Annotated in this window: 17 protein-coding genes and 4 pseudogenes; 11 read left to right on the top strand and 10 right to left on the bottom strand. The window is 70.5% G+C overall.

The features are described 5' to 3' along the window. The first annotated feature begins 53 nt into the window (after window positions 1–53). The 3 genes from ACIBB8_RS29795 (at window position 54) to ACIBB8_RS29785 (ending at window position 4121) form a co-directional block, all read left to right on the top strand. On the top strand, window positions 54–1286 hold the full coding sequence (locus ACIBB8_RS29795; RefSeq protein ID WP_398957329.1) for an arginine deiminase: 1233 nt from the start codon (window positions 54–56) through the stop codon (window positions 1284–1286). Window positions 1287–1442: 156 nt separating this feature from the next. Next, entirely contained in the window at window positions 1443–2447 is a 1005-nt protein-coding gene (argF, locus tag ACIBB8_RS29790) for an ornithine carbamoyltransferase (RefSeq protein WP_398957328.1), read from the top strand. A gap of 234 nt (window positions 2448–2681) precedes the next feature. Beyond that, window positions 2682–4121, top strand: a complete 1440-nt coding sequence (locus ACIBB8_RS29785) for an amino acid permease (protein ID WP_398957326.1) — start codon at window positions 2682–2684, stop codon at window positions 4119–4121. Between the two features lie 376 nt (window positions 4122–4497). Here ACIBB8_RS29785 and ACIBB8_RS29780 read toward each other — a convergent pair whose 3' ends face one another. Continuing rightward, a complete protein-coding gene (locus ACIBB8_RS29780; RefSeq protein WP_398957323.1) occupies window positions 4498–4932 on the bottom strand; it encodes an ATP-binding protein in 435 nt (144 codons plus the stop codon). Window positions 4933–5157: 225 nt separating this feature from the next. On the opposite strand from ACIBB8_RS29780, the gene ACIBB8_RS29775 reads away from it, so the two are divergent. Both ACIBB8_RS29775 and ACIBB8_RS29770 read left to right on the top strand, forming a co-directional pair. Further along, a complete protein-coding gene (locus ACIBB8_RS29775) occupies window positions 5158–5985 on the top strand; it encodes an enoyl-CoA hydratase family protein (RefSeq protein WP_398957322.1) in 828 nt (275 codons plus the stop codon). 4 nt (window positions 5986–5989) lie between these two features. Further along, entirely contained in the window at window positions 5990–8326 is a 2337-nt protein-coding gene (locus ACIBB8_RS29770) for a bifunctional salicylyl-CoA 5-hydroxylase/oxidoreductase (RefSeq protein ID WP_398957319.1), read from the top strand. 116 nt (window positions 8327–8442) lie between these two features. Here the strand turns inward: ACIBB8_RS29770 and ACIBB8_RS29765 are convergent, their stop codons facing one another. From ACIBB8_RS29765 to ACIBB8_RS29755, 3 genes are read right to left on the bottom strand one after another with little or no spacing between them, the layout of a single operon-like run. Beyond that, window positions 8443–9264 carry a GNAT family N-acetyltransferase gene (locus ACIBB8_RS29765; RefSeq protein WP_398957317.1) on the bottom strand — a complete coding sequence of 274 codons (822 nt, stop codon included), beginning with the start codon at window positions 9262–9264 and terminating at the stop codon, window positions 8443–8445. Window positions 9265–9323: 59 nt separating this feature from the next. Beyond that, window positions 9324–10136, bottom strand: a complete 813-nt coding sequence (locus ACIBB8_RS29760) for a PaaX family transcriptional regulator C-terminal domain-containing protein (RefSeq protein WP_398957315.1) — start codon at window positions 10134–10136, stop codon at window positions 9324–9326. A gap of 4 nt (window positions 10137–10140) precedes the next feature. Then, entirely contained in the window at window positions 10141–11772 is a 1632-nt protein-coding gene (locus ACIBB8_RS29755) for an AMP-binding protein (protein WP_398957312.1), read from the bottom strand. 88 nt (window positions 11773–11860) lie between these two features. Here ACIBB8_RS29755 and ACIBB8_RS29750 point away from each other — a divergent pair, with 88 nt between their 5' ends. Both ACIBB8_RS29750 and ACIBB8_RS29745 read left to right on the top strand, forming a co-directional pair. Continuing rightward, window positions 11861–13054: an acyl-CoA dehydrogenase family protein gene (locus ACIBB8_RS29750; RefSeq protein ID WP_398957310.1), complete on the top strand. Its 1194-nt coding sequence runs from the start codon at window positions 11861–11863 to the stop codon at window positions 13052–13054. After that, a complete protein-coding gene (locus tag ACIBB8_RS29745; protein ID WP_398957309.1) occupies window positions 13051–13452 on the top strand; it encodes a RidA family protein in 402 nt (133 codons plus the stop codon). Before ACIBB8_RS29750 ends, ACIBB8_RS29745 begins: the two co-directional genes overlap by 4 nt. Window positions 13453–13501: 49 nt before the next feature. Here the strand turns inward: ACIBB8_RS29745 and ACIBB8_RS29740 are convergent. Together ACIBB8_RS29740 and ACIBB8_RS29735 are read right to left on the bottom strand one after the other, a co-directional pair. After that, window positions 13502–13651, bottom strand: a pseudogene (locus ACIBB8_RS29740) (FAD-dependent oxidoreductase); the annotation flags it as partial. Next, window positions 13638–14126 (bottom strand): annotated as a pseudogene (locus tag ACIBB8_RS29735) (transposase); the annotation flags it as partial. The pseudogenes ACIBB8_RS29740 and ACIBB8_RS29735, both read right to left, overlap by 14 nt. Window positions 14127–14281: 155 nt before the next feature. Here ACIBB8_RS29735 and ACIBB8_RS29730 point away from each other — a divergent pair. Continuing rightward, a complete protein-coding gene (locus tag ACIBB8_RS29730; RefSeq protein WP_398957307.1) occupies window positions 14282–14743 on the top strand; it encodes a pyridoxamine 5'-phosphate oxidase family protein in 462 nt (153 codons plus the stop codon). A 62-nt stretch (window positions 14744–14805) separates the two neighbouring features. Here the strand turns inward: ACIBB8_RS29730 and ACIBB8_RS29725 are convergent. Together ACIBB8_RS29725 and ACIBB8_RS29720 are read right to left on the bottom strand one after the other, a co-directional pair. After that, window positions 14806–14955: pseudogene (locus tag ACIBB8_RS29725) on the bottom strand (site-specific integrase); the annotation flags it as partial. A 171-nt stretch (window positions 14956–15126) separates the two neighbouring features. Beyond that, the gene (locus ACIBB8_RS29720; protein ID WP_398957305.1) at window positions 15127–15627 is read right to left on the bottom strand and encodes a hypothetical protein; all 501 of its coding nucleotides are present in this window, start codon (window positions 15625–15627) and stop codon (window positions 15127–15129) included. Between the two features lie 150 nt (window positions 15628–15777). Between ACIBB8_RS29720 and ACIBB8_RS29715 the strand changes: the two genes are divergently transcribed. Further along, window positions 15778–16917 carry a PP2C family protein-serine/threonine phosphatase gene (locus tag ACIBB8_RS29715; protein ID WP_398957303.1) on the top strand — a complete coding sequence of 380 codons (1140 nt, stop codon included), beginning with the start codon at window positions 15778–15780 and terminating at the stop codon, window positions 16915–16917. Here ACIBB8_RS29715 and ACIBB8_RS29710 read toward each other — a convergent pair. After that, on the bottom strand, window positions 16892–17146 hold the full coding sequence (locus tag ACIBB8_RS29710; protein WP_398957301.1) for a hypothetical protein: 255 nt from the start codon (window positions 17144–17146) through the stop codon (window positions 16892–16894). The two genes, ACIBB8_RS29715 and ACIBB8_RS29710, sit on opposite strands and share 26 nt — an antisense overlap. Before the next feature lie 331 nt (window positions 17147–17477). Between ACIBB8_RS29710 and ACIBB8_RS29705 the strand changes: the two are divergent. Continuing rightward, window positions 17478–17987 (top strand): annotated as a pseudogene (locus ACIBB8_RS29705) (SAM-dependent methyltransferase); the annotation flags it as partial. A 175-nt stretch (window positions 17988–18162) separates the two neighbouring features. On the opposite strand, the gene ACIBB8_RS29700 reads toward ACIBB8_RS29705, so the two are convergent. Then, window positions 18163–19431, bottom strand: a complete 1269-nt coding sequence (locus tag ACIBB8_RS29700) for an MFS transporter (protein ID WP_398957299.1) — start codon at window positions 19429–19431, stop codon at window positions 18163–18165. Window positions 19432–19779: 348 nt separating this feature from the next. Between ACIBB8_RS29700 and ACIBB8_RS29695 the strand changes: the two genes are divergently transcribed. After that, on the top strand, window positions 19780–20103 hold the full coding sequence (locus ACIBB8_RS29695; protein ID WP_398957297.1) for a rhodanese-like domain-containing protein: 324 nt from the start codon (window positions 19780–19782) through the stop codon (window positions 20101–20103). The last annotated feature ends 93 nt before the right edge of the window (window positions 20104–20196 follow it).

Genomic DNA, 20196 nt, shown 5'->3' with positions numbered 1-20196 from the left:
ACTCGGTGGCGATTCGCCGGGTGAACGGCGCTCCGCGCGGTGAGGATGGAGGCATGGGATTCCATGTCGACTCCGAGGCCGGGCGGCTGCGCCGCGTCATCCTGCACCGCCCCGATCTGGAACTGAAGCGGCTCACCCCCAGCAACAAGGACGCGCTCCTCTTCGACGACGTGCTGTGGGTGCGCCGCGCCCGGCAGGAGCACGACGGCTTCGCGGACGTCCTGCGCGACCGCGGGGTGGAGGTGCACCTCTTCGGCGATCTGCTGCGTGAGTCCCTGGACATCCCCGTGGCCAAGCGGCTCGTCCTCGACCGGGTCTTCGACGAGAAGGAGTACGGCCCGCTCGCCACCGAACACCTGCGGGCCGCCTTCGAGGAGCTGCCCACCGCCGAGCTGGCCGAGGCGCTGGTCGGCGGGATGACGAAGCGGGAGTTCCTGGAGCGGCACAGCGAGCCGACATCGGTCCGTTTCCACGTCATGGACCTGGACGACTTCCTGCTCGGTCCGCTGCCCAACCACCTCTTCACCCGGGACACCTCCGCCTGGATATACGACGGGGTGTCCATCAACGCGATGCGCTGGCCGGCCCGGCAGCGCGAGACCGTCCACTTTGAGGCGATCTACCGCCATCACCCCCTCTTCACCGGCTCCGAGGCGGGAGCCTTCCACCACTGGTCGGAGGGGCAGGACGACTATCCGTCCACCATCGAGGGCGGCGACGTCCTGGTCATCGGGCAGGGCGCCGTCCTGATCGGGATGAGCGAGCGCACCACGCCGCAGGCGGTGGAGATGCTGGCCCGCGGACTGTTCGACGCCGGTTCCGCCCGGACGATCGTGGCGCTCGACATGCCCAAGAGGCGGGCGTTCATGCACCTCGACACGGTGATGACGATGATCGACGGCGATACGTTCACCCAGTACGCGGGGCTGGGGATGCTCCGCTCGTACACCATCGAGCCCGGCAGCGGGCCGCGGGAGCTCAAGGTCACCGACCATCCGCCCGAGCACATGCACCGGGCCATCGCGGCGGCGCTGGGCCTGGACTCGATCCGCGTCCTCACGGCCACCCAGGACGTGCACGCGGCCGAGCGCGAGCAGTGGGACGACGGCTGCAATGTGCTGGCCGTCGAGCCGGGCGTCGTCGTCGCGTACGAGCGCAACGCCACCACCAACACGTATCTGCGCAAGCAAGGCATCGAGGTCATAGAGATCCGCGGCAGCGAACTCGGCCGGGGCAGGGGCGGTCCCCGCTGCATGAGCTGCCCGGTGGTCCGCGATGCGGTGTAGGCACGGGGAAGCGCGCGACCGAACGGGGGAACACGGGACCGTGCGGGAGTACGGAGGGCGGCGCGGCCACGAGTGCTTCGTATAGCAATGCGTTCTCTCGTATAGACTTCCAGGGAACTGTACGCGCGACCCTCGCCCGACCCAGGAGCAGCCACCATGGCCATAGACCTCGCAGGCCGCCACTTCCTCAAGGAGCTGGACTTCACGGCCGAGGAGTTCCGCGGCCTGATCGGACTGGCCGCCGAGCTCAAGGCGGCCAAGAAGGCGGGTGCGGAGGTACAGCGGCTGCGCGGCAAGAACATCGCCCTGATCTTCGAGAAGACCTCGACCCGCACGCGCTGCGCCTTCGAGGTCGCCGCCGCCGACCAGGGTGCCTCGACCACATACCTCGACCCCTCGGGCTCGCAGATGGGCCACAAGGAGTCGGTGAAGGACACCGCCCGCGTACTCGGCCGGATGTTCGACGGCATCGAGTACCGCGGTGACAGCCAGGCGGCCGTCGAGGAGCTCGCGGCATACAGCGGGGTCCCCGTCTTCAATGGACTCACCGATGACTGGCACCCGACCCAGATGCTCGCCGATGTCCTCACGATGACCGAGCACAGCGACAAGCCGCTGCAGCGGATCGCCTTCGCCTACCTCGGCGACGCCCGCTTCAACATGGGCAACTCGTACCTGGTCACCGGTGCGCTGCTGGGTATGGACGTCCGGATCGTCGCCCCGAGGTCCTACTGGCCGGCCGAGGAGGTCGTCGCGCAGGCCCGCAAGCTCGCGGAGGCCGCCGGTGCGACCGTCACCCTCACCGAGGACGTCGCCGAGGGTGTCCGCGGCGCCGACTTCGTCGCCACCGACGTCTGGGTCTCCATGGGCGAGCCCAAGGAGGTCTGGGCCGAGCGCATCACGGCACTCGCGCCGTACGCCGTCACCATGGACGTCCTGAACGCCACCGGGAACGCCGATGTGAAGTTCCTGCACTGCCTCCCGGCCTACCACGACCTCGGTACCGGGGTCGCGCGCGAGATCCATGCAGCCCACGGGCTGACCGAGCTGGAAGTCACCGACGAGGTCTTCGAGTCCGCGCACTCGATCGTCTTCGACGAGGCCGAGAACCGGATGCACACGATCAAGGCCGTCCTGGTGGCGACGCTGGCCACCGCCTGACGGGTCACCGGCCGGGTCTGCATGAAAATGCGCCTGATTGGGTGAACATGCGGGCAATTGGTTACAGTAGTTCTACTTGGTGGGGTTCGAGCTCGCGGGCTCGGACCCCATTGCCGTATCTGACGCGGCCCCCCGCTGTCGTATCTGACGCGGCCCCCCGCAGAGCCGGCCGGAGCCCCCACCAGCTCCGCGTGCGCGCCCCCCACATGCTCCACCAGAGAAGAGATCATCCCCGTGAGTCCGCTCCGCCCGCAGAGCCTGTCGCCCCGGCCAGGACTGCGCATCAAGAGCCCCACCCAGCTGGTCGCCGAATCCGGCGCCGATCTGGAGGGGCACGGCCTCAAGCGCACCATGGGGCTGTTCCAGCTCGTGTGCTTCGGCATCGGCGCCATCGTGGGAACCGGCATTTTCGTCGGCCTCTCCGACAGCGTCGCCGAGGCCGGTCCCGCCGTCGTCGTCTCCTTCGTCCTCGCCGCGATCACCTGCATCTTCACCGCGTTCTCCTTCGCCGAGCTGGGCGGCGCGATCCCTGTCTCCGGTAGCTCCTACTCCTTCGCCTACGCCACCCTCGGCGAACGCACCGCGTTCCTCGTCGGCTGGTGCCTGCTGCTGGAGTACGGCGTCTCGGTCTCCGCGGTCGCGGTCGGCTGGAGCCAGTACGTCAACGAGCTGCTGAACAGCCTCGTCGGCTGGCACCTGCCCGCCGCCCTGTCCGCCGGGCCCGGCGACGGCGGCGTGATCAACCTCCCCGCTGTCGTGGTGATCATGATGGCTGCCACCCTGTTGGTGCGCGGCGTCCGGGAGAGCGCGGGCGCCACGGCCGCGATGGCCGTCCTCAAGATCGGCATCCTGATCGCCTTCTGTGCCATCGCATTCACCGCGTTCGAGGCAGGCCACCTCTCGCCGTTCGCCACCCACGGCGTGGCCGGGATCACCTCCGGCGCCTCGCTGGCGTTCTTCTCGTACATCGGCTTCGACGCCATCACCACCGCCGGCGAAGAGGTCAAGAACCCCCGCCGGAACATCCCGATCGCGATCATGATCTGCATCGGCGTCGCCACCCTGCTCTACTGCGCGGTCGCCCTGACCGCCATCGGGGCACTCGGCGCGGACGCCGTCTCCAACAAGCCGGCCGCGCTCTCGCTGATCGTCAACCAGGTCACCGACTCGACCGTCGGCGGCGGCATCGTCGCCTTCGGTGCGGTCGTGGCCATCGCGTCCGTCGTGCTCGCGGTGATGTACGGGCAGACCCGCATCCTGATGTCGATGTCCCGCGACGGCCTGGTCCCGCGGGTCTTCGAACGCGTCTCGCCGCGGACCGCGACGCCCGTCGCCAACACCTGGATCGTCGCCGTCGTCTTTGCCGTTCCGGCAGCCTTCGCGTCCCTCGACGCGGTGGTGAACCTGACCACCATCGGCACGCTCGCCACCATGGTGGCGGTCAATGTCGCGGTGATCGCGCTGCGCCGCAGCCACCCCGGGCTGAAGCGTTCCTTCCGGGTGCCGCTCTATCCGGCCAGCCCGATCCTGGGCGTCGGCTTCTGCCTCTATCTGATGTACGGGACGGGCTGGGCGACCTGGGTGCAGTTCGCGGTCTTCCTGCTGGTCGGCGCGGCGGTGTACGCCTGCTACGGGCGACGCCGGTCGCGGCTGGCCGGTGCGGAGCGGGCCTGAGAGCGCCCGCCGGACACCCTAACGGCCTGGTGCACGATAGAGAGTGGATCAGCGAGCGGCGTCATGCGGCTTCGCATCCAAGGCGGAGGAGGGAGGCGACGCGAAGGGGGTCCCTCCCATGCCTTAGGGCTATGGGGGAGTCGTCGACTGACGACAACGCCGGAGGCGGATTCGCATGACGCCGGGAGCCCGCTCGCTATCGTGCACCAGGCCGTAAGGGCTGTCCCATAATCCCTGGTGGGCGCACGACGACAGCTACGGCACCTCGCCGCATCGTCGGAACGTCCGAATACGCCCAGTATGGCGATACTCCTCCGCCTTGCGATGCACCGCATCTGACGCCGTGCGCTGATCCACCAGGGATACGGGACAGCCCTTAGTGCCGGGGCTGATGCGACGGCAGGGTGAACCAGACCGCCTTGCCGTGCTCCGTCGTGCGATGGCCGCAGGACGAACTGAGGGTGCGGGTCAGCAGCAGGCCGCGGCCGTGCTCCTGCCAGGGGTCCGGTTCGCTGTCCGGACCGGGCCGGGAGAGATCGCCCGGCGGAGCCGGGTCGCGGTCGTGGACCTCCACCTGCCAGCCGGTTTCCAGGATCTCCACCGCCAGCTCGATCGGATCGTCGCCGGCGGTGTGTTCCACGGCGTTGGCGACCAGTTCGGCGGTGAGGAGCTCCGCGATGTCCAGGGAGTCGGCCGAGGCACCGATGTCCGTCAGCGCCGTACGGATCAGGGCGCGGGCGATCGGCACTGCCGCCGTCGAATGCGGCAGTGCGATACGCCAGGAGGCGGGGATCGGTGCATCGGGGGGCACAGCAGGATTCCGTTCCGGAGGGCACGACTTTCTGGAGCTCAAGACTTCTCGGTTTCAACCATACGAAGTGCAACGACGCAGACAAGGGGCGAGCGACCGGTACGAATGGGACCTTCGCCACTTCGCCCTCACCGACTCCTTATTGCGTACTCGTGACGGGAGTCACGAATGAGTGATAAATTCGGGAACAGGTAGCAGCCCGACGGCTGAAGGGGACCACCCTCCATGAGCCCGTTTCCCAGCTCCGCGCCGCGCACGGAACACTGGCGCCATCTACGGCTGACGACGGACAACGGCGTCGCCACCGTCACTCTGGCCCGCCCCGAGAAACTCAATGCGCTCACCTTCGGCGCCTATGCCGATCTGCGCGATCTCCTTGCTGAGCTGTCCCGCGAACGCTCCGTGCGCGCCCTGGTGCTGGCCGGTGAGGGGCGGGGCTTCTGCTCCGGCGGCGATGTCGACGAGATCATCGGCGCCACCATGGCGATGGACACCGCGCAGCTGCTCGACTTCAACCGCATGACCGGACAGGTCGTACGGGCGCTGCGAGAGTGTCCCTTCCCCGTCGTCGCAGCCGTCCACGGCGTCGCCGCGGGCGCCGGTGCCGTCCTCGCGCTGGCCGCCGACTTCCGGGTCGCCGACCCGTCCGCCCGGTTCGCCTTCCTCTTCACCCGGGTCGGACTCTCCGGCGGCGACATGGGGGCGGCGTATCTGCTGCCGCGCGTCGTCGGTCTCGGCCATGCCACCCGGCTGCTGATGCTCGGCGAGCAGGTCCGCGCCCCCGAGGCGGAACGGATCGGGCTGATCAGCGAGCTGACCGAGGAGGGGCAGGCCGACGCGCGCGCCGCGGCGCTCGCACACCGCCTCGCCGAAGGACCTGCCCTCGCCCTCGCCCAGACCAAGGCGCTGCTCACCGCCGAACTCGACATGCCGCTCGCCGCCGCCGTCGAGATGGACGCCGCCACCCAGGCGCTGCTGATGCACGGCGACGACTACGCCGAGTTCCACGCCGCGTTCACGGAGAAGCGGCCGCCGAAATGGCAAGGCAGGTAACGCGATGCGGTGCGACACGAGGCAGATCGCGGTCATCGGCGGCGGCCCCGGCGGACTCTACGCCGCGGCGCTCCTCAAGCGCCTGGACCCGGAGCGCTCCATCACGGTCTGGGAGCGCAACGCCCCGGACGACACGTTCGGCTTCGGTGTTGTCCTCTCCGACGAGACGCTCGGCGGCATCGAGCACGCCGACCCCGTGGTGTACCGGGCGCTCCAGGCCGAGTTCGTGCGGTGGGACGACATCGACATCGTCCACCGCGGCCGGACCCAGACCTCCGGCGGCCACGGCTTCGCGGCGCTGGGCCGCCGCCGGCTCCTGGAGATCCTGCACGAGCGCTGCCGGTCGCTGGGGGTACGGCTCCGCTTCCGCGAAGAGGCTCCGCCCGCCGCCGAACTCGCCGCGACGTACGATCTGGTGATCGCCGCCGACGGGGTGCACAGCGCCACCCGCGAGGCGTACGCCGACACCTTCCGGCCCACCCTCACCGCTCACCGCAACCGCTACATCTGGCTCGCCGCCGACTTCGCCCTCGACGCCTTCCGCTTCGAGATCGCCGAGACCGAACACGGCGTGATGCAGCTGCATGCCTACCCGTACGCCCGCCCGTCGCCCGACCACCACCCCTCGGCGAGGCCCGATGGGCCGCCGAATCAATCCGGTGCCTCCACCGTCATCGTCGAGATGCGCGACGAGGTCTGGCGTGCGGCCGGGTTCGGCACCATGGACGCCGCAGCCTCGACGGAACGCTGCGCCAAGATCTTCGCCGATGTCCTCGGCGGCCGCCCGCTGCGTTCCAACAACTCCTCCTGGCTCACCTTCCGGACCGTCGTCAACGCCCGCTGGTCGCACGCCAACACCGTCCTCATCGGCGACGCCGCCCACACCGCCCACTTCTCCATCGGCTCCGGCACGAAACTCGCCGTCGAGGACGCCCTCGCGCTCGCCGCCTGCATCGAGGAACAGCCCGACCTGCCCGCCGCCCTCTCCGCGTACGAGACCGAGCGCCGCCCCGTCGTCGAATCGACCCAGCGCGCCGCCGCGGCCAGCCTGCGCTGGTTCGAGGAGCTCGGCACGTACGTCGACCAGGCGCCCCGCCAGTTCGCCTTCAACCTCCTCACCCGCAGCCGCCGCGTCACCCACGACAACCTGCGGCTGCGTGACGCCGGTTTCACCGCGGCCGTGGAGGAGGAGTTCGGCTGCGCCCCGGACACCCCGCCGATGTTCACCCCGCTGCGGCTGCGCGGTCTCGAACTCCGCAACCGTGTCGTCGTCTCGCCGATGGACATGTACTCGGCGGTCGACGGCGTCCCCGGCGACTTCCACCTCGTCCACCTGGGCGCCCGCGCGCTCGGCGGCGCCGGGCTCGTCATGACCGAGATGGTGTGCGTCAGCGCCGAAGGCCGCATCACCCCCGGCTGCGCCGGCCTCTACACCCCCGCGCAGGCGGCCGCCTGGACCCGGATCACCGACTTCGTCCACACCTCGGCGCCGGGCACGGCGATCGGCATCCAGCTCGGCCACTCCGGCCGCAAGGGGTCCACCAAGCTGATGTGGGACGGCATCGACCAGCCGCTCGACGCGGGCAACTGGCCCCTGTCCGCCGCCTCCCCGATCCCGTACGCGGAAGGAGTCAACCAGGTCCCGCACGCCCTGGACCGGGCCGGACTCGAGGTCATCCGCGCCCAGTTCGCCGCAGCCGCCCGGCACGCCGTCACCTGCGACTTCGACCTGCTCGAACTCCACTGCGCGCACGGCTACCTGCTCTCCGGATTCCTCTCGCCGCTCACCAACCGACGCACCGACACCTACGGCGGACCGCTGTCGAACCGACTCCGCTTCCCCCTCGAAGTCTTCGACGCGGTCCGCGCCGAGTGGCCCGACGACCGGCCCATGACCGTCCGGATCTCCGCCACCGACTGGGCCGACGGCGGAACGACGGCCGAGGACGCCGTCGAGATCGCCCGCGCGTTCGTCGCGCACGGCGCCGACGCCATCGATGTCTCCACCGGCCAGGTCGTCCCGGACGAACGCCCCGAGTACGGCCGCTCGTACCAGACCCCGTACGCGGACCGGATCCGCAACACCCTGGTCGTGCCCGTCATCGCGGTCGGCGCGATCTCCTCCTGGGACGACGTCAACTCCCTGCTGCTGGCGGGCCGCGCCGACCTCTGCGCCCTGGCCCGCCCGCACCTCTACGACCCGCACTGGACCCTGCACGCGGCGGCCGAACAGGGCTATGCCGGACCGGGCGCGCCCTGGCCGCTCCCGTACCGCGCGGGCAGCCGCACACCCCCGACCGGCCGCACGGACGCACCGAAGCCGCGGCTCACCCTGGGGTGAGCGCCAGGCACTCGTGGCAGAGGCACGGGTCGGGGTGCGGGGCCCCGTGATGAGCATCCCGCTCCTGCCGGGCGATCCGCTCGCAGCGACCAGCCAGGCAGGTTCGGGCGGTCTGCTCACCGTTCCCGCACACTGATCAGCAGCCGGTCCGAGACGGGCCGGAAGCCGATCCGTTGATACACGCCGTTGCTGGTCGGATTGGCGAGGTCCGTGAACAGCAGGATCTCGGCCGCTCCCGCCTCCCGTGCCGCCCGGCCGGCATCCGCCGTCACCGCTGCCGCATAGCCGTGACCCCGGTACTCCGGCGGTGTGTACACGGCCGAGACCCGTACCGTGCCCGCGACCCGGGGTGAGACGCCCGCCATCGAGACCGGGACACCACCGGCCTCCCAGAGTGTCAGCCCGCCGTCCGCCGTCCGCTCGTCCACGAGTCGCTCGGCGTGGGTGCCGGGCTGGCCGGTTTCCTCGGCGAAGGCGAGATGCCAGGCCAGGAGCAGTGCGCGGTCGGCGGTCGTGGCGGTCCTCGGGGCGCCCTCGGGGGCGGGGGACGGCGGGATCAACTCGCCGAGCCGGTAGAGCCGTTGTTCCTCCTCGACGCGATGGCCGGGCCAGCAGGCGGCCACTGCCTCGGCGGTGCGGCGGTCCGCGTTGACGCTGGTCAGGGGGAGTGCCGCGGTCAGTGGGACAAGGGCCTCGGGGGCGACCGTGCCCAGCAGCGGGGGATAGGGCGGAGTCTGCACCAGAGTTCCCGCGACCTCGCCGTCCGGCCCGCGCCACCAGCCCAGCAACGGCGCGGCGTCGCCGTACGCGTGCGGGCCGCTGCGCCGCAGGGTTGCGGTGACGGTCAGTACCAGGGTGTTCTCGGCGGGGCGGGCCGCCAGCGAGGCGCCCGCCACGTCCAGGAATGCTTCGACATCATCCGTAAAGGTCCAGGTCATGGTTCATCCTGCAGGGCGCGGGGCATCGGGAGCACCTGCATTTCGGCGCCCGCGGCAGGTCATGACCGTACGAACTGCGCCCCCGCGTCCCGCAGCCGGGCGTGCAGCAGCCCGAACACCTCCGCCGACCGGCCCCCCGGCCACTCCTTCGGCAACAGCTCCTCCGGCAGGCCCGGGTCGGCATACGGCAGCTGCCGCCACGAGTCCAGGGCCGCCAGATAGTCCCGGTAGGCGGTCTCGGGATCGGGGGCGCCGGCGCGTGACTCCCAGGCCCGCAGCACCGGTTCGTGCTGCTCCAGGAAGTCCACATGGAGCCGGGCGATCGCGTCGAGGTCCCACCAGCGCGCCACGGACTCCCGCGTCGCGGCGAAGCCGAGGTGTTCCCCGCGGAACAGGTCCACATACGGGGCGAGTTCCAGCCGCTCCAGCGTGTGCCGGGTCTCGTCGTACAGCGCGGCCGGCGCGATCCACACCCCGGGCGCCGCCGTGCCGAAGCCGAGCCGGGCCAGCCGCGAGCGCAGCAGGTGCCGCTTGTGCCGTTCCGCTTCCGGTACGGAGAAGACGGCGAGCACCCAGCCGTCCTGGAGCGGCGGCGACGGGTGCGCATAGATCCGCCGGTCGCCGTCGTCCAGCAGCTGGCGGGCGTCGGACGACAGCGCGTACCCGGCCGCGCCGCTCACGGTACGCGCGGGGACGAGCAGCCCGCGCCGCTTCAGCCGGGAGACGGAGGAACGTACGGACGGGGCGTCGACACCGAGGACGGACAGCAGTCGGATCAGTTCGGCCACCGGCAGCGGTGCATTGCCGGGGGCGCGACCGTACGCGCCGTAGAGGGTGACGATCAGGGATCTGGGGGTGTGCTGCTCGGCCACGTGATCACTCTAGGTCCCGTGCGCCGGTCCGGTCCCCGTCGCTCCGCAGCCGGAACCGCTGCAGCTTGCCGGTGGCGGTCCGGGGAAGCGCCGGCACGAATTCGATGACACGCGGGCATTTGTGGGGGGCGAGCTCGTTCTTCATATGTGTGCGCAGCTCGTCGGCCGACGCTCCGCCGCCCTCGCGCAGTACCACGTACGCCACCACGATCTGCCCGCGCAGTTCGTCCGGATGCCCGACCACCGCCACCTCGGAGACCTCGGGATGGCGCAGCAGGGCGTCCTCGACCTCGGGGCCCGCGATGTTGTACCCGGAGGAGATGATCATGTCGTCGGCACGCGCGACGTAGTGGAAGTAGCCGTCGCTGTCACGTATGTACGTGTCGCCGGTGAGGTTCCAGCCGTGCTGTACGTACTCCGACTGGCGGATGTCGGCGAGATAGCGGCAGCCGACCGGGCCGCGGACGGCGAGCAGCCCCGGCTCCCCGTCGGGCACCGCGCGGCCGTCCCGGTCCTGCACGCGCGCCTCCCAGCCGGGCACGGGAACCCCGGTGCTGCCGGGGCGGATCACGTCGTCGGCGGCGGAGATGAAGATGTGCAGCAGTTCGGTGGCGCCTATGCCGTTGATGATGCGCAGGCCGGTCCGCTCGTACCAGGACTGCCAGGTCGCCACGGGCAGGTTCTCGCCCGCCGACACGCAGCGCCGCAGCGCGGCGAGATCGTGCTTGTCGAGGTGGTCGAGCATCACGCGGTAGGCGGTCGGTGCGGTGAACAGGACCGAGACGCGGTGGGCGGCCAGCGCGGGCAGCAGCTGCCGCGGCCCGGCCTGTTCCAGCAGCAGGGCCGACCCCCCGGCCCGCAGCGGGAAGACCACCAGACCACCGAGCCCGAAGGTGAAGCCGAGCGGCGGACTGCCCGCGAACACGTCGTCGGGACGGGGCTGCAGGACGTGGCGGGAGAAGGTGTCGGCGATGGCGAGCACATCGCGGTGGAAGTGCATGCAGCCCTTGGGCCGTCCGGTGGTGCCCGAGGTGAACGCGATCAGCGCAACATCGTCCGCGGCCGTGTCCACGGCACGATAGGGCCCCGGCCGTCCCTCGGCCAGGTGCAGCAGATCATCGGGGCCGTCACCTCCGTACACCGTGATCCGCAGCCCCGGTACCCCCGCCTTCACCAGGTCGTCGACCGACCGGACGTCGCACAGCGCATGACCGACCTGGGCCATCGAACAGATGGTGGCGAGCTCCTGGGCCCGCTGCTGGGCCAGTACGGTCACCGCGATCGCGCCCGCCTTCAGCACGGCCAGCCAGCAGGCGGCGAGGTGGGGCGTGGTGGGGCCGCGGAGCAGAACCCGGTTGCCGGGGACGATCCCCAGATCGGAGGTCAGGACGTGGGCGATCCGGTCGACCCGGTCCTGGAGCTCCCGGTAGCTCCAGATCTCGCCCTGGGGCGTATGGAAGGCGGGGCGGTCGGGACCGAGGCGGGCGACGGTGCCGTCGAGGAGCTCGGCGGCGCAGTTCAGCCGGTGCGGATAGTTCAGCTCGGGAAGGCCGAAGACCAGCTCCGGCCACTGGTCCGTGGGTGGCAGATGCTCCCGGGCAAAGGTGTCGAGGTGCGCTGAGGTCTTCGGGTCCATAGCGGATCGCCCCCTTGTCGCCCATGGAGCGTAGCGTTTGAATGACGGTAGTCAACAGTTCGCGATAGGGGACAGGAGAGGCGCCGATATGACGGCATTCTCACTCGATCCGGCACAGACCGCCTGGTGCGAAGAGCTGCGCGCCCTGGCCGAACACGAGCTGCGCCCCCTCGCCGAGAAGGGCGAACCGGGGCACGTCAACCGCCCGCTGATCGCCGCCCTCGGTGAACTCGGCCTGCTCGACCGCCTTTTCTCCTCCGGCGCCCTCGACCTCTGCCTGCTGCGGGAGTCCCTCGCCCGCGGCTGCACGGAGGCCGAGACCGCGCTGGCCCTCCAGGGACTCGGCACATACCCGTTGGTCCAAGCGGGTACCCCGGCCCACCGGGCACGCTGGCTTCCCGAGGTGCGGGCCGGCCGTGCCGTCGCCGCCTTCGCACTGAGTGAGCCCGGCGCCGGCTCCGACGCCGCGGCGCTCGCCCTGGCGGCCGAGCACGCCCCGGAGGGCTGGCGGCTGACCGGTGAGAAGTGCTGGATCTCCAACGCCCCCGAGGCAGACTTCTACACCGTCTTCGCCCGTACGACACCGGGCGCCGGAGCCCGCGGTGTCACCGCGTTCCTGGTTCCTGCCGACCGCCCGGGACTGACCGGCACCGCCCTCGACATGCTCTCCCCGCACCCGATCGGCGCCCTCGCCTTCGACGGGGTCCCGGTCACGCCCGACGATGTGCTCGGCGAACCGGACCGCGGCTTCGGGGTCGCCATGAACACCCTCAATCTGTTCCGTCCCAGCGTCGGCGCGTTCGCCGTCGGCATGGCCCGTGCCGCCCTCCAGGCGACCCTCGACCACACCGCGCAACGCACCGCGTTCGGTGCCCCGCTGAAGGAACTGCAGGCCGTCGCCCACCAGGTCGCCGAGATGGCCACCCGCACGGAGGCCGCGCGGCTTCTCGTGTACGCGGCCGCGGCGGCGTACGACGCGGGGGAGCCCGGCGTACCGGGCCGGGCGGCGATGGCGAAGCTGTATGCCACCGAGGCGGCGCAGTACGTCGTCGACGCAGCCGTCCAGCTGCACGGCGCCCGCGCGCTGCGCCGGGGGCATCTGCTCGAACATCTCTACCGGGAGGTGCGTGCCCCACGGATCTACGAGGGCGCCAGCGAGGTCCAGCGCACGATCATCGCCAAGGAGCTGTACGCGCAGGCGACGGAGACAGCGACGGGGACCGCGCACCGGACGCAGGCTTCGCACCGGACGCCGACCGTAAATCAGGAGCCGCCCGTATGAGTCCGATCCACCGGATCAATCCCGCCGAACTGTCCCCGCCCACGGGCTTCTCGCACGCCGTCACGGCGACCGGCAGCCGCCTGGTGCTCCTGGCCGGGCAGACCGCCCTCGACCGGGACGGCAAGATCATCGGCGCCACGCTGCCCGAGCAGTTCGCGACGGCTCTGACCAATCTGCTCACCGCGCTGCGTGCGGCCGGGGGCTCCCCGGCCGACCTGGCGCGGATGACCGTCTACGCCACGGATGTCGCCGACTACCGCGCACACGCCCCCGAACTCGGGCGGATCTGGCAACGGCTGGCCGGCCGCGACTACCCGGCGATGGCGGTCATCGGGGCGGCCAGGCTCTGGGACGAACAGGCACTCGTCGAGCTCGACGGCATCGCCGTACTGCCGTGAAAACACCGTGCGGGCGTGTCGTGGCGCCCACGCCCGCACGGCAAGCGCATCAGTACGGCTGCACCAGCACGTGCGCCGCACCCGGGATGCCGACCTTCAGCAGCTCGTCCTCCTCGGGCGTCGTCGCGGCGCCCACCTCCTGCTTGAGCACGGCACGCGACATGGCCTGCACCCACATGGGCCGGGGCCGGCGGCGCGCAGCGGTAGTCGGCCAGTTCAACGGTGGTGCGGTTGCGGCGGACCAGCAGCCGGTGACTGCCGGGCCGTCCTTCGGCCAGGCCGATGACGGCCCAGTCGTAGAAACGGTGCCCCTTGGTGCCGGCCCCTGCCGACAGCTTCTGCCAGACCCGCCTGGGCACCTTCGCGGCCAGGTCGTCGGCGCGGAACTTCCCTGCACCGGTGGTGACTTCGGTCGAGCAGGTGACGGCGAGTACGTAGCCGACCTTGCGCTCTTCCAGCGCGGACCGCAGCTTCGGGTTGCCGCTGTAGACCTCGTCGCCCGCGACCCAGCCCGCACGGTGCCCGGCGTCAAGGAACCGGCCGATCATGCGGGCGGCCAGCTCCGGCTTGGTCGCGAAGACGGTGTCGTCGCCGAGCCCGGCTGCCCGGCAGCGGTCCGGGTCGCACGTCCACGAGCCCGGAACGTACACACGATGATCAGCGGTGGCCGTGCCCGTCTGTCAGCCGACCTGTAGCGAGCGCTCCGGTTGGCCACGCTGAGCACCCCAGTTGGCCGTCCCCGAGTCAGAGGCTGAGGGGTTCATCGGTCGCCGGGAGTAGGTCCCTCGCCTCATGCGCGCTTTGAGCCTGCTGGCTAAGGTCGGCACTCATGCAGACCACGGGAATTGTTCGCCGTCAGGCGGCAGAGCGTAGGCGCGACACTCTGGAACGGCTCGTTACCGAGCGGGATGTATGGGTGTCGACAGCACATCCTGATCACGGGCCGCACCAGGTGCCGCTGTGGTTCTTGTGGGATGGGCGAGCGGTGTGGATGTGCACCAGTGCCACTTCCGTGACTGCGCGGAACGTCCGCGAGGAGCCGCGCGTGCGCCTGGCGCTGCCTGACACCTTCGATGTGGTGCTTCTCCAGGGTGAGGCGGAGTGCTTCCTGGACCAGGATGTGCCGGGAGACGCGGCGGAGGCGTTCGCCGCCAAGTTCGGGTGGGACCCGCGTGCGGAGGAGGGTTCCTTTCTGTATGTGCGCGTGGTGCCGAAGAGTGTGCGCGCTTGGCGAGGCGTACCGGAACTACGCGGCAGAGTCATCATGCGCGACGGGACGTGGCTGGAATAGCGGCCGTCCCTGACGGACGCCCCCCTCCCCACCAGCAAGATCACGATCTATGGCTGGAGTATGAGGGCCCTGTGGAGGGCGAGTTCGAACAGCGCGTGCAGCCGGTGACCTTGGGCTGCGGTGAGGAACTGACGAGCTCCTTCGGCGGTGAGGGGTTCGAAGCGTTGGGACCGCGGTGTGCCGGTGCGGACGTTGCGGGCGACGTTGCGAGGTGAGGGGGACCCCACAGCCAGGCCGGACTTCTTCGCCGATCAGTCCGTCGGAGTGGTGGATGAAGCACGTGCCGTGTCGATGAGACCGTCGGTGGAGAAGGTCGAGACGGTGCTGAAGATCGACAGGGCAAGGACCTGGACCGTGCGCCCCGCACGCCCCGGATCCGGCCGTCAGTAGGGGGAGCGTCGCACCGAGCTGCGGCCGACGGCGGACAGCAGGAAACCGATCACGATCCCGATGGCGAGACAGATAGCCGCCGAGCCGATCCTGGCGTCCAGCGGGACCGACGTGGTGAAGGGCAGCAGCACCATGACGGCAGTCGCGAGAGCGACGATGCAGACGAAGAAAATGCCCGGCTGCAGCGTCATGAGGATCAGCAGATGGACCAACGCCGTGGCCGCCAGCGCTGCCAGCCCGGCCCCGATGGCCAGCAGTCCCGTCGAGGAGTCGCCCAGCGCTCCGTCGCCCTTCGGCGCGAAGAGGGGCACCTCCAGGACCCCACGGACGAGGAGCACCCCGGCGACGGCGGTGAGCGCGGCGACGACGGCGGTCATGACGCCGCCCGCCCACAGCCGCGCCGCGTCGACACGGAGCCGGGGCGGTTTCGGGCGGAGGTATCCGGCCCGCTGCTGCGGCTGCCCGTAGCTGTCCTGCGAATCCCATGTGTCCACGATCGGTCTTCTCCCCTCGGTACCCGGACCCCGATCGTGGACCGGGCGACCGGAGCCGGCGAACGCACGCGGTCCGTGCGGGTGACGCACCCGAGAACCCCCTGGCACCCACGGGGCGCGGACCGGTCGGCAGAGGTGTAAGCAGAAGACATGCGCGTCCGGCACAGCGACCACCGCCTCACCCCGTCCCGGCGGCTGAGCCAGGGGCTGCTCGCCGTGCCGTTCGCCCTCATCGCGACCGTCGCGCTGATCGACATCAGCACCCCGGAGTCCATCCACCTCGGCCCGTTCCTCGTCGCCGCGCCCGCGCTCACCGCCTCCTTCGCCGGCCCCGGCCCCACGGCCGCCGTCGGAGCGCTGGCCGTCGTGGCCCAGGTCGTCATCGGCGCCCTGCACGGCGGCGTCGGGACACCGAACCACGAGGCCCAGATCGCCGCCGTCGCGGTGATCTCCGCGTTCCTGGTGGTGTTCCGCTATGCCCTCGACCGGCACGAGCGGCAACTGGACCGGGTGCGCTCAGTGGCTGTGATGGCGCAACAGGTCCTGTTGCACCCACTGCCCCACCAGATCGGCCCCTTGAGCATCGCGTCCGTGTACATCGCGGCCGAGGAGGAGGCCCAGATCGGCGGTGACCTGTACGCCGCGGTGCCCGCCCCGGGCGGCACCCGCCTCGTGGTCGGCGACGTCCGCGGCAGCGGCCTGCCCGCCGTCGACGACGCCGCGGTGGTGGTGGGGGCGTTCCGCGGGGCGGCGTACGAGAACCTCTCGCTGCGCGGCGCCGTGGCACACATCGCCAACGCCTCGTACTGGAACATGGCCCAGCTCGCCGAGACGGATCCGGAGTACGACGAATCGTTCGTGACCGCGCTGGTCCTGGACGTCTGCGAGGAGGACCACAGCGTCCGTCTGGTGAACTGCGGACATCCCCCTCCGCTGCTGCTGCGCAGCGACGGCCGTGTCGAGGCACTGGAGGTCCGGGAACCCGCCCTTCCACTGGGGTTCGGCATGGTGTCGGAGAACCAGTACGAGGTCGAGACCTTCGGTTTCCACCCCGGCGATCTGCTGCTCCTCTACACCGACGGCGTCATCGAGGCACGCGACCGCAGAGGCACCTTCTACCCGCTCGCCGACCGGCTCGCCACCTGGAACGGCACCGGCCCCGACGCCCTTGTCGAGCATCTCCACACCGACCTGCTGCGGCACGCCGGCGGGCGCCTGGGCGACGACGCCGTCATGATCGCGATCACGAGGGCGTCCGGCGCGGTCAGGGGAGCCGCAGCGAGTAGGTGATCCGCTCCAGGTGGTAGTAGTCGGCCACGCATGTGGCCGGCCAGACCTTCCGCCCGTGCTGACGGAACGGTTCCACCATGCCGCCGACCGACAACGGCATGTACGGGAGAACCCGGTCGCCGTCCGCCGCACGCGCGCGCATCCACCGGTCCTGGCGGTCCCACTTGACCGCCCGTACGCGCATGTCATGTTCGAGCCGCCCCAGCGGGACGGCGAGCGCGAGGCACACGACGACGCACCCCCGCACGGGCCGCCTGCACCGCACCGGTGCGGTGCAGGCGCAGCCCCAGGGCGAGTCCCATCAGCGCGCCGGCTCCGACGAGCACCGCGACGTGCAGCAGGAGGTAGTCGTTCCAGATCCGTGAGGAGGTCATCACGCTCTCGCCGAAGGCGGGATAGGCGACGACCGTGCAAGCGGACTCCGCGTGGCGCCGTCAGACCGCCCCGGCGCAACGCCGATACGGTCACCGCCCACACGATCCCCAGCGTGACCACACAGCTGACCAGCCCGAACCACTGGTGCCCGCAAGGCCGAACCTCCCGTACGCCCAGACCAGAACGCGCAGCGCGTCGAGCCCAAGGCTCGCGTCGTGTACGTGGACAACGACCCTCTGGTTCTGGCACATGCCCGCGCCCTGCTGACAAGTGCGCAGGGCGGCATGACGGACTACGTGCACGCCGACCTGCGTGAAGCAGAGCAGGTCCTGCAAGAAGCAGCAAAAACCTTGGACTTTACGCAGCCTGTGGCGGTCATGGTGCTGTCCACCCTGGGGCACATAGAGCCCCAGGCCGGCATCGAGCTGCTCCGCCGCTACATGTCGGGCACGGTCGCGGGCAGTTACCTGGTTCTGTGCGACACGATAGCCACGCCGCAGACGCTGGCCGCGCAGGCGGCTTACGCAGAGGGTGACACTCCGCCGTACCTGGTGCGCCGGCCGGAGGAGATCCGCGCGAGCGCGGACGGGATGGAGCTGGTTGAGCCCGGATGCGGGTCGATCACCCTCTGGCGGGCCGACGAAGAGAATCTCAAACCGGTCGACCAATGGGGTTTCGTCGCCCGGAAGTTGTAGACGAAGCCTGAGCAGGGTGCCCACGGCACCCTGCTCAGGCAAGTCCTGTGGCTGGGCGTGGTGCCGGCCCGGCTGTCGCGTCGGGCACGGCCCTCGGCCGAGGCCATCCCGGCGCCTTGGAATCGCACACACCACGCCGCGTCCGCTCTCCGTTCGAAGGCCACCCGACAGGCTCTCAGTGGGCGGGGCGGTCGGTGATCCAGCGGGCGGCGAGCAGGCCGGAGGCCGCGGTGAGGACGGCGGCGGCGATGACAGTGGCGTTGAGGCCGAGGGCGTCGGCGAGGACACCGGCCACGAGGGCGCCTGCGGCGTAGCCGATGTCACGCCAGAAGCGGTAGGTGCCGAGCGCGTTCGCCCGCCAGGTAGGGTGCGCGTGGTCGGAGACGGAGGCGATGAGGGCCGGGTAGACCATGGCGGTGCCCAGGCCGAGCGCGACGGCGGAGAGGATGCCGGCGAGCAGGGGCCGGTCGAGCAGGGCCAGGGCGAGGACGAATCCGCCGGCCTGGACGAACATGCCGGTGACGATGAGGGGTTTGCGGCCGATGCGGTCGGCGAGGTGGCCGGTGGGGATCTGGCCGATGCCCCACAGCAGCGGGTAAAGGCCCTTGACCAGGCCGACAGCGGCAAGCCCCAGGCCATGGTCGGTGAACAGCAGAGGGAAGACGCCCCACGTGAGGCCGTCGTTGAGGTTGTTGACGAGTCCGGCCTGGCTGGCGCCGCGCAAGGAGCGGTTGCGCCAGGAGGTACGGGCGAAGGTCTCTGCCAGCCCGGTGGACTGCTCCGCGCCGATCGGTCGGGGGTGCCGGGCGAGTTCGAGGGCCACGTGGGCCGCGGTGTCCCGGACGGACAGGGACAGGGCGATGCCTGCGGCGACGAAGACGATGCCGATCAGTTCGGGTGCGGGGCGCAGGCCGTATGTGGTGGCCAGGTAACCGGTCAGCAGGGCGGAGGCGCCGACGGCGACGTATCCGGCGGCCTCGTTCAGGCCGGTGGCGAGACCGCGGCGGGCAGGGCCGACGAGGTCGATCTTCATGTTCACGGTCATCGACCAGGTCAGGCCCTGGTTCATGCCGAGCAGGATGTTCGCGGCGACGATCCAGCCCCAGGACGGCGCCCACGCGAGGGCGAACGGGACGGGTATTCCGATGAGCCAGCCCGCCATGAGGAGTTGCTTGCGGCGGAAGCGGGCGGTCAGCTCGCCGGCGGCCAGGTTGGTCAGCGCCTTGGTGACGCCGAAGGCGATGATGAAGGAGAAGACGGCCAGATCGCTGGTCAGCCCGAAGGCGTCCGTGCCGATGAGGGGAACGGTAGTGCGTTCCAGTCCGACCAGGGCGCCGACGCAGACGTTGACGACGACGAGCAGGGTGAACTGCACCCAGTTCTCACGCAGTCCCAGGCGCACTGCGGTGTCGGCGGGCGCGGCCGCGGTGGGGCTGGTGCTCACCGGCTGCCGCCTTCCGCGCCGTCGGCGGACTGTCCGCCGTGGGCGGTTGTCTGTCCGTTTCCCATGATCACCCTCAGTTGATCCACATACCCCCGTGGGTATGAAAAAAGTCAAGGGAGCCCTCCGGTCCTGGCTCTTCCTTGAGTGCAGAATACCCCCCCGGGTATGTTGTGCTGACGCGGCCCGTTCTGCGGCATCCACGTCCGGCGGTCGGCCGGCTTCCCTGTTCGCGGTCCGCCGCGCCCCGCGAATTTATACCCCCGGGGGTATTTGACATCTACGGCGGGGCGTGCCTACTGTCGTCATCAAGAAATACCTAGGGGGGTATACAGAAACGAGGGAATCGCGGTGCGTGAGGTGGATCTGGATGCGTTCGCGGTGGCGTGGGCCGAGGGAGCGCTCGTCCTGGACGTGCGGGAGCCGGAGGAGTACCGGGCCGGCCATGTGCCCGGAGCGCGACTCGCCCCTCTGTCCGTCCTCGCCGCCGCGGCGGGCGAGGTGCCCAAGGATCGGCCGGTCTATGTGATCTGCGCCAGCGGCAACCGCAGCCAGTGGGCCGCCGAGCGCCTGGCTGCCGTCGGTGTGGATGCCGTCTCGGTCGCCGGTGGCACCAGCGGCTGGGCCCGCACGGGCCGCCCGCTCGTCACCGGACCGGAGTCCGGCGCCAAGTGAAGGAAGTGCCCGCCGTCCGGGCGGGCGTTCCGTCGGTTTTCTTTTGAGTGCGCATACCCCTTGGGGTATACGTTCGTCCTTACGGAGGGTTCC

Origin of the sequence: Streptomyces sp. NPDC051286 (assembly GCF_044455345.1) — a bacterium.
Taxonomy (GTDB): domain Bacteria; phylum Actinomycetota; class Actinomycetes; order Streptomycetales; family Streptomycetaceae; genus Streptomyces.
This window is presented reverse-complemented; position numbering and strand designations above follow the sequence as displayed.

Bases quoted from the DNA above. Each gene is read 5' to 3' on its own strand.
- ACIBB8_RS29795 (WP_398957329.1), top strand. From the start codon at position 54: ATGGGATTCCATGTCGACTCCGAGGCCGGGCGGCTGCGCCGCGTCATC.
- argF (WP_398957328.1), top strand. From the start codon at position 1,443: ATGGCCATAGACCTCGCAGGCCGCCACTTCCTCAAGGAGCTGGACTTC.
- ACIBB8_RS29775 (WP_398957322.1), top strand. From the start codon at position 5,158: ATGAGCCCGTTTCCCAGCTCCGCGCCGCGCACGGAACACTGGCGCCAT.
- ACIBB8_RS29770 (WP_398957319.1), top strand. From the start codon at position 5,990: ATGCGGTGCGACACGAGGCAGATCGCGGTCATCGGCGGCGGCCCCGGC.
- ACIBB8_RS29765 (WP_398957317.1), bottom strand. From the start codon at position 9,264: ATGACCTGGACCTTTACGGATGATGTCGAAGCATTCCTGGACGTGGCG.
- ACIBB8_RS29755 (WP_398957312.1), bottom strand. From the start codon at position 11,772: ATGGACCCGAAGACCTCAGCGCACCTCGACACCTTTGCCCGGGAGCAT.
- ACIBB8_RS29750 (WP_398957310.1), top strand. From the start codon at position 11,861: ATGACGGCATTCTCACTCGATCCGGCACAGACCGCCTGGTGCGAAGAG.
- ACIBB8_RS29745 (WP_398957309.1), top strand. From the start codon at position 13,051: ATGAGTCCGATCCACCGGATCAATCCCGCCGAACTGTCCCCGCCCACG.
- ACIBB8_RS29730 (WP_398957307.1), top strand. From the start codon at position 14,282: ATGCAGACCACGGGAATTGTTCGCCGTCAGGCGGCAGAGCGTAGGCGC.
- ACIBB8_RS29715 (WP_398957303.1), top strand. From the start codon at position 15,778: ATGCGCGTCCGGCACAGCGACCACCGCCTCACCCCGTCCCGGCGGCTG.